Annotated in this window: 15 protein-coding genes; 9 read left to right on the forward strand and 6 right to left on the reverse strand. The window is 62.5% G+C overall.

Annotated features, from left to right (window positions below):
- Positions 1-1018: porin (locus MESS2_RS13455; RefSeq protein ID WP_040592988.1), on the forward strand; the 1018-nt coding region annotated here is incomplete at its 5' end.
- 241 nt (positions 1019-1259) lie between these two features.
- Positions 1260-2330 (forward strand): tyrosine-type recombinase/integrase, encoded by a 1071-nt coding sequence (locus MESS2_RS13460; RefSeq protein ID WP_008874877.1) that lies wholly within the window; start codon positions 1260-1262, stop codon positions 2328-2330.
- A 63-nt stretch (positions 2331-2393) separates the two neighbouring features.
- On the opposite strand, the gene MESS2_RS13465 is transcribed toward MESS2_RS13460, so the two are convergent.
- Entirely contained in the window at positions 2394-3275 is an 882-nt protein-coding gene (locus tag MESS2_RS13465; RefSeq protein ID WP_008874879.1) for an alpha/beta fold hydrolase, read from the reverse strand.
- Positions 3276-3629: 354 nt separating this feature from the next.
- Complete coding sequence (locus tag MESS2_RS13470) at positions 3630-5660, reverse strand: lytic transglycosylase domain-containing protein (RefSeq protein ID WP_008874880.1); 2031 nt, start codon at positions 5658-5660, stop codon at positions 3630-3632.
- A gap of 333 nt (positions 5661-5993) precedes the next feature.
- On the opposite strand from MESS2_RS13470, the gene dapA reads away from it, so the two are divergent.
- From dapA to MESS2_RS13485, 3 genes are read left to right on the forward strand one after another with little or no spacing between them, the layout of a single operon-like run.
- Positions 5994-6875, forward strand: coding sequence for a 4-hydroxy-tetrahydrodipicolinate synthase (gene dapA / locus MESS2_RS13475; RefSeq protein ID WP_008874881.1), 882 nt, complete (start codon positions 5994-5996; stop codon positions 6873-6875).
- A 25-nt stretch (positions 6876-6900) separates the two neighbouring features.
- Complete coding sequence (smpB, locus tag MESS2_RS13480; RefSeq protein WP_006202221.1) at positions 6901-7380, forward strand: SsrA-binding protein SmpB; 480 nt, start codon at positions 6901-6903, stop codon at positions 7378-7380.
- 2 nt (positions 7381-7382) lie between these two features.
- Positions 7383-8123 carry a glycoside hydrolase family 25 protein gene (locus MESS2_RS13485; protein ID WP_008874882.1) on the forward strand — a complete coding sequence of 247 codons (741 nt, stop codon included), beginning with the start codon at positions 7383-7385 and terminating at the stop codon, positions 8121-8123.
- On the opposite strand, the gene MESS2_RS13490 is transcribed toward MESS2_RS13485, so the two are convergent.
- Positions 8092-8769 (reverse strand): uracil-DNA glycosylase, encoded by a 678-nt coding sequence (locus MESS2_RS13490; protein WP_008874883.1) that lies wholly within the window; start codon positions 8767-8769, stop codon positions 8092-8094. The genes MESS2_RS13485 and MESS2_RS13490 overlap by 32 nt on opposite strands.
- The gene (locus tag MESS2_RS13495) at positions 8766-9347 is read right to left on the reverse strand and encodes a LabA-like NYN domain-containing protein (RefSeq protein ID WP_006331197.1); all 582 of its coding nucleotides are present in this window, start codon (positions 9345-9347) and stop codon (positions 8766-8768) included. The genes MESS2_RS13490 and MESS2_RS13495 overlap by 4 nt, the downstream gene beginning before the upstream one ends.
- 314 nt (positions 9348-9661) lie before the next feature.
- Between MESS2_RS13495 and rpoZ the strand changes: the two genes are divergently transcribed.
- The 4 genes from rpoZ to MESS2_RS31045 all read left to right on the forward strand — a co-directional run bounded on the left by rpoZ (position 9662) and on the right by MESS2_RS31045 (position 13268).
- Positions 9662-10063: a DNA-directed RNA polymerase subunit omega gene (gene rpoZ, locus MESS2_RS13500; RefSeq protein WP_008874884.1), complete on the forward strand. Its 402-nt coding sequence runs from the start codon at positions 9662-9664 to the stop codon at positions 10061-10063.
- Between the two features lie 111 nt (positions 10064-10174).
- Positions 10175-12403, forward strand: a complete 2229-nt coding sequence (locus MESS2_RS13505; protein WP_008874885.1) for a RelA/SpoT family protein — start codon at positions 10175-10177, stop codon at positions 12401-12403.
- A gap of 88 nt (positions 12404-12491) precedes the next feature.
- On the forward strand, positions 12492-13070 hold the full coding sequence (gene pyrE / locus MESS2_RS13510; RefSeq protein WP_008874886.1) for an orotate phosphoribosyltransferase: 579 nt from the start codon (positions 12492-12494) through the stop codon (positions 13068-13070).
- Positions 13071-13127: 57 nt separating this feature from the next.
- Complete coding sequence (locus MESS2_RS31045) at positions 13128-13268, forward strand: VOC family protein (RefSeq protein ID WP_425277753.1); 141 nt, start codon at positions 13128-13130, stop codon at positions 13266-13268.
- A 51-nt stretch (positions 13269-13319) separates the two neighbouring features.
- On the opposite strand, the gene MESS2_RS13515 is transcribed toward MESS2_RS31045, so the two are convergent.
- Complete coding sequence (locus MESS2_RS13515) at positions 13320-13721, reverse strand: type II toxin-antitoxin system HicB family antitoxin (RefSeq protein WP_008874887.1); 402 nt, start codon at positions 13719-13721, stop codon at positions 13320-13322.
- A 5-nt stretch (positions 13722-13726) separates the two neighbouring features.
- Positions 13727-13915, reverse strand: coding sequence for a type II toxin-antitoxin system HicA family toxin (locus MESS2_RS31050; RefSeq protein ID WP_083918502.1), 189 nt, complete (start codon positions 13913-13915; stop codon positions 13727-13729).
- Between the last annotated feature and the right edge of the window lie 29 nt (positions 13916-13944).

Genomic DNA, 13944 nt, shown 5'->3' on the forward strand with positions numbered 1-13944 from the left:
TTACGACATCGGCGTCGGCGACGTGGGTTCGTTCGACGGTGCGACGTCCGCCGATGTTGAGGACGGCGGCAGCAACGACACCTACTTCAAGCATGCCCGCCTCTCGCTGAAGACCTGGACCGGCCAGGAAACCGAACTCGGCACCTTGAAGACCTACACCGAGACCCGCTTCAACTTCCAGAACAACAACCGTGATGCGGGTTTTGACCCGGATGGACCCGGCCCCCTCATTGGTGACGTCAATCCTGCCGGCAACGGCGACACCGTTTCGCTGAACTTCGCCTGGATCCAGCTCGGTGGTCTCCGCGTCGGTAAGGACGAATCGGCCTTCGATACGTTCATCGGCTACGCCGGCAACGTCATCCAGGATACGCTGGTTCCCTATGGCGGCTTCGACACCAACGTCGTCCAGTACTACTTCGATGCCGGCAACGGTTTCTCCGCCGTTGTCTCTCTCGAAGAAGGCTCGGGCGGCGGCGTTGATGGTTCCTACGGCGTCGGCACGATCGACAGCTACGTTCCGCATGTCGTCGGCGGCGTGAAGTGGACGCAGGGTTGGGGCGCCATCACCGGTGTCATCGCCTATGACAGCAACTATGAAGAAGTGTCCGGCAAGGTTCGTTTGGACGTGACCGTCAACGATGCAATTTCGCTGTTCATCATGGGCGGCTACGGCACCGATGACAACCTGACGGACCCGACCTATGCCTTCGCAGCTGGCGGCCGCGGCTTCTACAAGCCGTGGGATGGCAACTGGGCGTTTTGGGGTGGTGGCACCTACAAGTTCAACGAGAAGACCTCGTTCAACACCCAGATCTCTTATGACGAAGGTGAAAACCTCGGCATCGCGGCGAACATCGCCTACGATGTTGTCCCCGGCCTCACGATCACGGCCGAAGTCGACTACGTCAATGCGGGCAGCATCGACAATGCCGATGGCCTGAACCACAACTGGACCGGTATTACTGATGGCGACGACGCCATCGGCGGCATGCTCCGCTTCCAGCGCTCGTTCTAAGGGCTGGACCTGATACAAGTGAAATTCCAGCCCGGGCGCACCAACGCCCGGGCTGTTTTGTTTCGTGACTGGACCAAGGCAAACAGAAGGAACAGGGGGTATCGGTAGCTGAATAGGGTCCGTGGGACGATTTCGTGGGATCCGTTGATGGCGGATGAAATCACAACCGCGTGATTCAAAACTCTTGAAAGGGCGCTTCCAAGCGGATAGGTCTGAATCTATCCACTCGGGGGTGTGGCGAATGATGACGAACGAAGCGATTCAAGAGGATGAGCCCTCTGATCATTTTTCGGTTTTTTCTTCTCAAATCTCCAAGATAAAATACAGTTACAACAAGATACGGGAAGTAAAGTCGTACAGGGTCGGAGAGCTGTTTTCAGCATACCGGGACATACTTTGGGATGATGGGCGGCATAAATACAATGTCAGTTCCTTCATCGGCGAAATCGATGAGATTCTCCTTGGGGAGCGTTTCAGCGCTTTTGACCAGGGCACCCTGGACAACCTTATCGGCACCTTGCGCCAGCGCGGCAACAGCAACGCAACCATCAACCGGAAGATGGCTGCCCTCAGCAAACTGCTGCGCAAGGCTCATAAGATGGGAGATATCCACAGCCTGCCCGAGTTCCGCCGCCAGAAGGAGCGGGCGGGACGGATTCGTTTCCTGGAAAGGGACGAGGAGGCAAGGCTGTTCGCTGCCATCAAGAACCGCAGCGAGGATGCCTACCGGCTCTCCGTTTTTCTGGTCGACACCGGATGCCGCCTCGGCGAGGCGCTCGGCCTGATCTGGAATGATATCCAGGAACATCGCGTCAGTTTCTGGATCACCAAATCCGGCCGCAGCCGCACCATTCCGATGACCGAACGGGTGAAGGAAGTGATCAAGCTGCCGGCCACCGAGGGCCGCCGGCCCAAGGGTCCGTTCACCAAGCTCAGCCAGGCGCAGTTTCGCGCCATCTGGAACGACGCGAAAGCCGAGGTCGGTCTTGCCGCGGACGATCAGGTCGTGCCGCACATCCTGCGCCACACCTGCGCTTCGCGGCTTGTCCAGGGCGGCATCGACATCAGGCGCGTGCAGATGTGGCTCGGCCACCAGACGCTTTCGATGACCATGCGCTACGCGCATCTCGCGACCAATGACCTCGACGGTTGTGTCACCGTGCTGGAAACGCCTCGCGGCGGGGCGGCTGGGAATGCCGAGGGCTCTGTGTTTTCGTCCCCATTGATGACGGCGCCTTCCGCATCGCCGAGCAAGCAGAAGGCGGAGCCGGCGGCTGTAAAGGCACCGCGGAAAAGCTCGAAAGCCAAGTAATCCCAAGCCATTTTCTATACTGCTGTTACAACCCCATGGCCGATCAGGTCTTGGGGTTTTACTTCAACTGAACTTGAGCTCCGCTCGATCGAGAAAAGTCGCGATGGCGCCGGGCAGGCCGCCGGTCTCGAGGAAAGGCGCGTGGCCCTGCCCCTCGACTGTGATCGTCTCGATATCGGGATGCCTTTTTCGCATCTGTTCGACCGTCTCGACCGAAAGCAGCTTTGAATTGGCGCCGCGTATGGCAAGCAGCGGGATCGCCGCCAGCGCCTCGAATTGCGGCCACAGGTCAGGCAGCGGCTGGGTGAGGTCGAGCCCCGCCAGCGTCTCGATCAGCCTCGGGTCGAAATCCGGCATCAGCCCGGCCTCCGTCTCGCGATAGAGCGCCGACACCATCCGCTCCCAATCCGCAGCACTCAGCGCAGGGAAATCGCTGCCATGCGCGCCGCGCTGGGCACCGATCGCCTCGGCACGGGTTTTCGGCTTCGGCGAGGGGTCGAGATAGGAGCGGATATGGGCGAGGCCGTCAGCCTCGACCACCGGGCCGATGTCGTTGAGGACAATGGCTTTCAGCACGGATGGCTTGATCGCGCCGAGCACATGGACGATCAGCCCACCGCGTGACGTGCCGATGAAGGCCGCTTCCTCGATCTCCAGCGCCGCCAGCCCGGCGAGGATGTCGCCGGCCTCGATGGCGACATTGTAGTGGCTGATATCGGGGTCGTAGGCGGACTGTCCGCGGCCGCGATAGTCGAAGGCGATGACCTTTCTCGCCGCCCGTCCCGACAGATGCAGCGCCAGCTCGTGGAAATCGCGGCAGTTGCGGGTCAGGCCCGGCAGGCAGACGGCCGGCCAGTGGCCGGAGTTTGTTTCGCCGTAGACGCGGGCGTGGAGTTTGAGCCCGTCGGGCGCGGTGTAGAAAAAGTCGGAAAAACCTTCGGTCATCTGAACTCGAATCCTTCCACCCGCCGGATTGTCTCCCGACTGCTACAGGCGAGGGCAGCTATGGTCAAATCAAGGAGTGGGGCGCATTCAGAAGATGAAGATATTGAGATGCTGGCGGGACAGCACCCCCCTCTGGCCTGCCGGCCATCTCCCCCGCAAAGGGGGAGATCGGATGTCCCGTCGGCCTACGCCAATCTCTAACGTTGCAGGAGAGCCGGAGCGCCGAAGCTGCCAATCTCCCCCCTTGCGGGGGAAATGGCCAGCAGGCCAGAGGGGGGTGTGACGGAACTCGATCGGACGAAATTGAACGATCTGCAAATGCCCTCACAAGAAGACGGGCACGCCTCTCAACCTTCACCCCCGCCCGTTCACCAGATCTCCGACAATGTCGTACTTGCCGGAGATACGCATCCTGTAGACTTCGTAGTTCTCCATCACGCGCTGGACGTAACTTCTTGTTTCCGCGTAGGGGATTCGCTCGATCCAGTCGACGACGGCGTCCACGTCCTTGCCGCGTGGGTCGCCATATCTGGCCACCCACTGGGCGGCGCGGTTGGGGCCGGCATTGTAGCCGGCGAAGGTCAGCACATAGGAGCCGTTGAAGCGGCCGAGCTGCTCGCCGAGGAAGGCGGCGCCCAGCGTCGCATTGTAGCCGGCATCGGTGGTCAGCCGCGCTTGCGAAAAAGTCATGCCGGCCTTCTTCGCCAATTGCTTGGCGGTCCCCGGCATCAGCTGCAAGAGACCGCGCGCTCCGGCGCTGGAGACGGCGCCAATGTTGAATTCGCTTTCCTGGCGGGCGATCGCATAGGCCAGCGCCTTGCCGGAGCCGGAAATGTTGGCGGTGTCGGGAATGACGCCGAGCGGATGCGACAGCGCGCCGACGTCGATGCCGCGCGCGCCGGCGATCTTGCCGACCTTCAGCGCCAGGAAATGGTTGCCCTGCTTTTCCGCCATCACGGCCAGCAGCGCCAGTTCTCCCGGACTGGTCAATTGCCCGGCAAGGTCGCGGTAAAGCGTATCGGCATAGCGTTCGTAGCCTGCCTCCTGCAGCCGCTTGATGGCGCTGACGGCCTCTCGGTCCGCGAAATTGCGGCGGTCGGTGGTATCAGGCGAGGGATAGGTGATGTTGAGGACCTGCCGGCCGATACGCTCGCCGGCGAGCTGGCCGTAGAAGGTGGTGCCGTATGCGGCGGCGCGGGCGAAATAGTCCTTCGCGCTGCCGGGGCCGCCGGCTTCGGCGGCGCGGCCAAGCCAGTAATAGGCGCGCGACAGCGACATCGGTCCCTGCGCGAGATCGGCGATGCGGGCAAAATGCTTGGCGGCGGTGTCGGGGTCGTTGAGGCCGCGCAGCGCGTACCAGCCGGCATGGAACTCCGCTTCAGCCGCGTTGGTGGCGCTCTCGGCGGCGTGTGCCGCGACGATTTTATAGGCGGTCTTCATGTCGCCCTGGTCGACCAGCTCGCGCGACAGCACGCGGCGCTCGACCCACCAGGCGTCCGGATCGACCAGCGCGTCACGGTCGGCCGGCGCCTGCATAACCACCGCTGCGGCGTCGGAAAACTTCTCCTGCTTGCGCAGATATTCGGCCTCGGCGAAGAGATAGCCGGCTGAACGCTGTGCCGTCGGCACCGCCTTCAGCAGCTTGGCCGCGTTCTTGTCGCCCCTGGATACCGCCGCCCAGGCGTCGGCCAGCGGCTCAGCGCCCGCGAGACCGGCGACGCGCAGCGCGGAATTGACCCGGTCGGCATAGAACATGCGCTCCATGCGGAAACGGTGGTCGGCGGCCGGGATGAGCTTGCCGAATTCCTGGATGATTGCCGCCTCGTCCCTGGCTTCGAGCTTTTCGGTGCGCCAGAATGGCGACAGCACCGAGCGCGCCGCCTTGGCGTTGCCCAGCGCCACGTAGGAGCGCGCCAGGATCACCACGCCCTCGAAAGTCCGCGGCTGGCTGCCGCCAAAGGCCTGGACCACGACTTGCGGGGCGGGGTTTTCGCGGTAAAGCGCGCGCTCGCTGTTCTCGCGCAGGGCCATCGTGCCCGGCCAGGCCGGCAGCATCTTGGCGGCATCGGCAATGTCGCCGCTCGGCACCTGGTCGCCGCCATAGAGCGCGATCGCCCAGGCAAGGATATGCCGGTCGAGCGAATTGGCCGGCAGGCTCTCGCGCACCTGGCGCGCATGGGCAATATCGCTGGCCGCCAGCGCATCGAGGCCGCTTTTCAACCTGGCGACGCTGGCGGATGGGGAGGAATCTGTCTTGTCTTGCAGGCTCGGCATCGGGATGGCCGACGTGACCTGCACATCGACATTGCTGCCGACCGCCACGCCCGGCACCAGCATGGCAGCGACGCCAAGCAGAGCGAAAAGGTGGGGCCGTCCGGTCGGCATGGTTTGCGTCATTCCTGTTTTCGCACGGACCAAAAGGCACAGATGTTCTGAAGCCTAGTCGGCCGCGGTGAAGAGCACGTAAACAAAAGCTTATCGAGGTCGTTCAAATTGCGCTTGCTGGCACTAAAGCACGTCGCGTCTGAACGATTCGTGCGACGCGCTTTCGTTCTTGTTTTATGCCTGCCGTCACCCCAAAACCGGTATCCACTTTTGGGCGACATGCATTGCTGCGATGCTTGCCGCGCAACAATGTCGAGACTATGGTGCGCCGCTTCGCTTTCGGCTAGAAGGCGCGCAACAATAAATACCAAAAGTCCCAAGGAGTTGGACGACATGCTGAGAGGCTCGCTCACCGCGCTCGTGACACCGTTCGAAAAGAGCGGCCGTTTCGACGAGAAAGCCTTTCGTGCGTTCATCGAATGGCAGCTCGGCGAGGGCACCACGGGCCTCGTCCCGGTCGGCACGACAGGCGAGTCGCCGACGCTGTCGCATGACGAGCACCGCCATGTCGTCAAGGTCTGCGTCGAGGTGGCCAAGGGCCGCGCTCCGGTCGTTGCAGGCGCCGGCTCCAACAACACCGAAGAGGCGGTCGGTCTGGTCCAGTATGCCGAAAAGGCCGGCGCCGACGCGGTACTCGTCGTCACGCCCTACTACAACAGGCCGACGCAGCGCGGCCTCTATGCGCATTTCGCCGCCGTCGCCAAGGCGACCAGCCTGCCGATCGTCATCTACAACATCCCGCCGCGCTCGGTGATCGACATGATGCCCGAGACGATGGGCCGGCTGGCGCACGACTTCAAGAACATCGTCGGCGTCAAGGACGCCACCGGCAAGGTCGAGCGGGTTTCCGAGCAGCGCGCGACCTGCGGCAAGGATTTCATCCAGCTTTCCGGCGAGGACGCCTCCGCGCTCGGCTTCAACGCGCATGGCGGCATCGGCTGCATCTCGGTGACGTCGAATGTCGCGCCCAGGCTCTGCGCCGAGTTCCAGGAGGCGACGCTTTCCGGCGACAGCGCCAAGGCGCTGGATTTGCAGGACCGCCTGCTGCCGCTGCACAAGGCGATCTTCCTGGAGCCCGGGGTCTCCGGCGCGAAATATGCGCTGTCGAAGCTTGGCAAGGTCGAGAATGTGCTGCGCTCGCCGCTGATGACGGTCGAAGCCTCGACCGCCGAGAAGATCGATGCGGCCATGAAGCACGCCGGCTTGATCAATTAGGGATGAGGCGCCACCTCTCCGCATCATGAACCAAGTCAGAAAAGCCGATCCCAACAACAAGACCGTTGCGGAAAACCGCAAGGCGCGGTTTTCCTATGAAGTGCTCGATACGATCGAGGCCGGCCTTGTGCTGACCGGCACCGAGGTCAAGTCGCTGCGCCAGGGTCAGGCCAACATCCAGGACAGCTACGCCTCGGTCGAAGGCGGCGAGATCTGGCTGATCAACTCCTATCTGCCGGAATATCTGCAGGCCAACCGCTTCAACCATGAGCCGCGCCGGCGCCGCAAGCTCCTGCTCAACAAGCGCGAGATGGCGAAACTGTCGCAGAGCGTCGACCGTGAAGGCATGACGCTGGTGCCGCTGAAGATCTATTTCAATGACCAGGGCCGCGCCAAGCTCTTGCTTGCTGTCGGCCGCGGCAAGAAGCTGCACGACAAGCGCGAGACCGAGAAACAGCGTGACTGGTCGCGTGAGAAGGGCCGGCTTCTAAAAGAGCGTGGCTAAGCTTGAAGAACCGGATCATCCTCTGGGGCGCGGCTGGCCTGGTTTTTGCCGGTCTCGTCGCGGCTGGCGGCCTTTTCTATTTCCATACGTTCTCGCCGGATCGTGACAGATTTCCGGTCAGGGGCATCGACGTTTCCCACCATCAGGGCAAGATCGACTGGCAGCGTGTTGCCGCCGACGATGTCGCCTTCGCCGTCATCAAGGCGACCGAAGGCGGCGACCATGTCGACGATGCCTTCGCCACCAATCTGAGCGAGGCCAGGGCCGCCGGTCTTGCCGTCGGTGCCTATCATTTCTTCACCTTCTGCCGGCCGGGTGCCGATCAGGCGAAGAATTTCATCTCCATTGTGCCGCGCGATCAGCCTCTGCTGCCGCCGGTGGTGGATGTCGAATTCGGCGGCAATTGTCCGCAGCGGCCGTCCCCCGAGCAGTTGCAGGCTGAGCTCTCGGCATTTCTCGGCCCGGTCGAGGCAGCATTCGGCAAGACGGCGATCGTCTATGTGACGGACGAGGCCGCCAGGATCTATGCCGAACAGATCGCCGGCCGACCGCACTGGCGTCGTTCGCTGGCGCTGCGGCCGAGCCATGACGACTGGATCTACTGGCAGTACCACGACAAAGGCCGCGTCGACGGCATCGTCGGCGATGTCGACCTGAATGTCCTCCAGGGAGGACAGGAGAAATTGGCAGAGCTGTTTGCGCCGCCCGAATCTATTGCTCCAGAAACGCCGCTATCTCCCTGAAAACATTGACGAACATCGCTTCCGTCAGCACGCCGGTATTGGTGTTGTAGCGCGAGCAGTGATAGCTGGAAAACAGCGTGATGCCGCCGGCCTGCTGCTGTCCGCCATGCCGGAAGGGATAGGCGGCAACACGCCCGCCCAGCGCCCGCACGGTCGATTGGTGCGCGATCGAGCCCAGCGCCAGCACGGCGCGCAGGTTTTTGAACCTTGCGATCGTCGGTACCAGGAACGTCCGGCAGGTGGCGATTTCGGCGCCGACCGGCTTGTTCTCCGGCGGCACGCAGCGCACCGCATTGGTGATCGCCGTTTGGACAAGCTCCAGCCCGTCGTCTGGCCGCGCCTTGAATTCGCCGCGCGCCAGGCCGTGCGCGATCAGCGTGCCGTAGAGCAGGTCGCCGGCGTAGTCGCCGGTGAAGGGACGCCCCGTTCGGTTGGCGCCGCGCAGGCCGGGCGCCAGGCCGACGATCAAAAGCCGCACCGTATCCTCGCCTCCGGGCGGCAGGAAGGTCGGCACCGGCGCATTGAACCAGGATGGTTCGCGGCGCCGCCATTCGGCGATGAAATCATGCAGCCGCGGGCAGAGCGGGCAATCGCGGTCGGGTTCTGGGCAGGTAATCAGGGGAGCGGTCAAGGCCGCCGCCGTCAAAAGTCGTCCTCGTCGACTTCGGCCGGCTCAGGCCGGCGCACCGGTCTCTCGGACGGATCGCGGCCCACATCGTTCTTCAGCGTCATCAGGTCTATGAAATGGTCGGCCTGCCGGCGCAGATCGTCGGAGATCATCGGCGGCTGCGAGGCCATGGTCGAGACGATCGACACCTTGCGCCCGCGCCGCTGCAGTGCCTCGACCAGCGTGCGGAAATCGCCGTCGCCGGAAAAGATGACATAATGGTCGACGACATCTGCGAGCTCCAGCGCATCGACGGTCAGCTCTATGTCCATATTACCCTTGATCTTGCGGCGGCCGGTCGAGTCGGTGAATTCCTTGGCTGGCTTGGTCACCACCTTGAAGCCGTTATAGTCGAGCCAGTCGATCAGCGGCCGGATCGAGGAATATTCCTGGTCCTCGACCAACGCCGTGTAATAGTAGGCGCGCAGCAGGTAGCCGCGTTTCTGGAAGCTCGACAACAGCTTGCGGTAGTCGATGTCGAAGCCAAGCGCGCGCGACGTGGCATAGAGATTGGCGCCGTCGATGAAAAGCGCGATTTTCTCCCGAGGATCGAACATGGAAATATCCTTTTTCGAAATAAACGGTCGTCTAAATGCGTGGTGACTATCGGTCGGCTCGTAATAAACCGGCTGACCTCTCATCATTCGAGATAACGCCAGTTTTGGGGCAATCCAAGGGTGCGGTGCTGTACTGCAAGCAATTGTGATCGGAAGCCGGATCGTCACCGGCGGTCGGCCCCCTGAATCCCGATGTCGAATCCCGGTATTGGCCCGGCCCGGCCCCATATTGCCATGAAGCTTGTATTTTGGCGGCGTTCGGGTTATGGACCGCGCCTGTTTTCCATCAAATCCAGGCATGAAAGGGGCAGTCCATGGCCCGCGTAACCGTTGAAGATTGCATCGACAAGGTCGACAACCGCTTCGAGCTGGTGCTGCTCGCCGGCCACCGCGCCCGTCAGATCAGCCAGGGCGCGCCGATCACCGTTCCTCGCGACAACGACAAGAACCCGGTCATCGCGCTGCGCGAGATCGCCGACGAGACGCTGTCGCCCGACGATCTCAAGGAAGACCTGATCCACTCGCTGCAGAAGCATGTCGAGGTCGATGAGCCGGAAGCCGACGGCGAGGTCATCGCCGACCAGACCGGTGCCGCCGTTGCCGCGACCGACGCCGACGCCGCCGAGGACAACATCGCCTTCGACCGCATGACCGAGGAAGACCTGCTGGCCGGCATCGAAGGTCTGGTGCCGCCGGAAAAAAGCGACGACTATTGATCCTTGGCATAGCTGCCGACACTTTCGTATCGGCAGTTTCGTGGCTATCTATGACATGCGCCGCATTCCAGTGCGGCGCATGCTTCATTTCAGCTCCGCGAGATCCCGCCCATGATGCGTCAGTATGAGCTTGTCGAGCGCGTCCAGCGCTACAAGCCTGACGTCAACGAGGCGTTGCTCAACAAGGCCTATGTCTATGCCATGCAGAAGCATGGCCACCAGAAGCGTGCCTCCGGCGATCCCTATTTCTCGCACCCGCTCGAAGTCGCCGCCATCCTCACCGAAATGCACATGGACGAGGCGACCATAGCGGTCGCCCTGCTGCACGATACGATCGAGGACACCACGGCGACGCGGGCCGAGATCGATGAGCTGTTCGGCCCGGAAATGGGCAAGCTGGTCGAGGGCCTGACCAAGCTGAAGAAGCTCGATCTGGTCTCCAAGAAGGCAGAGCAGGCGGAGAACCTGCGCAAGCTCCTGCTGGCGATCTCGGAAGATGTGCGCGTGCTTCTGGTCAAGCTTGCCGACCGCCTGCACAACATGCGCACCCTCGACCATGTGCCGGAGGCCAAGCGCCTGCGCATCGCCGAGGAGACAATGGATATCTATGCGCCGCTGGCCGGGCGCATGGGCATGCAAGGCATGCGCGAGGAGCTGGAGGAGATCGCCTTCCGCTTCATCAATCCGGAAGCCTATCGCGCCGTCACAGCGCGGCTCGCCGAAATCTTCGAGCGCAACAAGGACGTGCTGTCCGAGATCGAGAAGGCGCTGTCCGCCCTGTTCGACAAATATGCTATTAAGGCCGAGGTCAAGAGCCGCCAGAAGAAGCCGTGGTCGGTATTCCGCAAGATGGAAGCCAAGGCGCTGTCCTTCGAGCAACTCTCCGACATTTTCGGCTTCCGCGTCGTCGTCGAGACGGTCGAGGACTGCTATCGGGCGCTCGGCGCCATCCACACCACCTGGTCGATGGTGCCCGGCCGCTTCAAGGACTACATCTCGACGCCGAAGCAAAACGACTATCGTTCGATCCACACCACCATCGTCGGGCCGTCGCGCCAGCGCGTCGAACTGCAGATCCGCACCCACCAGATGAACAAGATCGCCGAATACGGCGTTGCCGCGCATTCGATCTACAAGGACACCGGCGGCAAGGTGAACGGCACCGTGCATGCGATCTCGAGGGAGACCAATGCCTATGCCTGGCTGCGGCGCACCATCGAGCAGCTGGCCGAAGGCGACAATCCCGAGGATTTCCTCGAAAACACCAAGCTGGAGCTGTTCCAGGACCAGGTGTTCTGCTTCACGCCCAAGGGCATGCTGATCGCGCTGCCGCGGGGCGCCACACCGATCGACTTCGCCTATGCCGTGCACACCGACGTCGGCGACACCTGCGTCGGCGCCAAGGTCAATGGCCGCATCATGCCGCTGATGACTGAGCTTAAGAACGGCGACGAGGTCGAGATCATCCGCTCCAAGGCGCAGGTTCCGCCGGCGGCCTGGGAATCGGTCGTCGTCACCGGCAAGGCGCGCTCGGCGATCCGCCGCGCCACCAAGAACGCCATCCGCAAGCAATATTCGGGCCTCGGTGTCCGCATCCTCGAGCGCGCCTTTGAACGGTCCGGCAAGACCTTCACCAAGGAAAGCCTGAAGTCGGTGCTGCACCGGCTGGCGCGCAAGGACATCGAGGATGTGCTGGCCTCGGTCGGCCGCGGCGAGCTTGCCTCCACCGACGTCATGAAGGCGGTATTCCCGGACTATAAGGACGAACGCGTGACGCTTGCCGCGCCCAAGCAGCGCGAGGAGGGCTGGTCGAAGATCCGCAACGCCGCCGGCATGCTGTTCCAGATTCCCGGCCGCGCCGCGCGCAAGGACAAGAACCAGCCGCGCGACGGCGCGGTTCCCATCCGCGGCGTGCGCGGCGACCTGCCTGTGCGCTTCGCGCCGGAGGGTGCCGTGCCCGGCGACCGCATCGTCGGCATCATCCAGCCGGGAACCGGCATCACCATTTATCCGATCCAGTCGCCGGCGCTGCAGGCCTTCGACGACCAGCCCGAGCGCTGGATCGATGTGCGCTGGGACATAGACGAGCGCACCAAGGAGCGGTTTCCCGCGCGCGTCTCGGTCACCGCCATCAACGCGCCGGGCTCGCTGGCCGACATTGCACAGGTCGTTGCCGCCAACGACGCCAACATCCACACCTTGTCGATGGTGCGCACCGCGCCCGATTTCACCGAAATGCTGATCGATCTCGAAGTCTGGGATTTGAAGCACCTGAACCGGCTGCTGTCGCAGCTCAAGGACAATTCGAGCGTCAGCGACGCGCGGCGCGTGAACGGCTAGACCATGATCCCGAACCGAAGGTCCGCGTAGCGAAAAGTGGGAACCGGTTTTCGGACAAAGATCATGGTCAAATAAAAACGAGGCGCAGATGAACACCGACGAAGTGCTGGGCATTTTCCGCGAGGCCGGCGCTGTCCTTGAAGGGCATTTCATTCTGACGTCGGGTTTGCGAAGCCCGGTCTTCCTGCAGAAGGCTCGCGTCTTCATGCATGCCGACAAGACCGAGCGCCTGTGCAGGGCGCTGGCCGAGAAGATCCGCGCCGCCGTGCCCGGCCGGATCGACTATGTCGTCGGTCCGGCGATCGGCGGGCTGATCCCGGCCTATGAGACCTCGCGCCATCTTGGCGCACCTGCGATCTGGGTCGAGCGGGAAGGGGGCGCGTTCAGGCTCCGCCGCTTCGAGATCGCCAGCGGGTCGCGCGTCGTCATTGTCGAGGACATCGTCACCACGGGCCTGTCGATCCGCGAGACCATCGACTGCCTGCGCGCGCTCGGAGCCGAGGTCGCCGCCGCGGCCTGCATCATCGACCGCTCGGCCGGCAAGACCGATGTCGGCGTGCCGCTGATCGCGCTCGCCGAATACGAGGTTCCGGCCTATCCGGCCGACAGGCTGCCGCCCGAACTCGCCGCCATACCGGCCATCAAGCCCGGCAGCCGCAACATCTGATGCCGTCATGCACGAAAACAAGCACTTGAGCGCGCCGCCTGAATCTCTTCGGGAGCGGTGCGCACTGACCGTGGCGCCGGCGTGATCGCCGGGATCGATCATTTCGTGCTGACGGTCCGCTCCATCGAGGCAACCTGCGCCTTCTATCAGCGCGTCCTTGGCCTGAGGCGGCACGACGAGTCGAACCGGCCGAAGTGAGGGCAAGACTGGGGCTCTGAAAGGGGCGCCGCCCACCTTTCGTAACGAAAGTTAGGCAGCCTCTTGCTGCATCACCTTCTCTGCCGCTTTGGCGAGAAAACCAGATCGCGTATAGCCGTGAGCTTCAGCAAACGCATCGATCCGCTGAAGAACATCGTCCGGTAGAGTGATGTTCACTCGCACTACCTTTTTTGCTTCGGTTTTCACTCCAACCAGAATGGCCACGCCGTCGCGATTGGTCGCTGACGCCATGACCTCAGCCAGAGACGAGGGCTCTGGAATAGCCTCTCCGTCCTCAACGAGCCCTTCGATATGAAAGGCAAGGGCTTCTTCGGCCATAACTCGGGCGTCGTCTAAATCCCCACCCGCCGTAACCACGCCGGGAAAATCAGGAAAAGACACGCCGAAGTCGCTTTCGGCATCCTTATGGATAAGTCCGATATACTGCTTCATGTCTCTCACCTCAGTTTCAGTCCTGATTGCTTCTCGATGCTACGCAGGGTGCCGATAGGTATGTCTCGTTTGGGGTGTGGTACGGTGACCCGTCCCGGTTTGTCGTTGTGCTTGAATTGAGCATGACTGCCTTTTCGAGCAACTTCGAACCATCCATCAGCGACCAACTTTACGATCACATCGGCGCTCTCCACGTGTGTATCAATACACACTGATGCGCACG

The organism is Mesorhizobium metallidurans STM 2683 (assembly GCF_000350085.1).
Taxonomy (GTDB): Bacteria; Pseudomonadota; Alphaproteobacteria; order Rhizobiales; family Rhizobiaceae; genus Mesorhizobium; species Mesorhizobium metallidurans.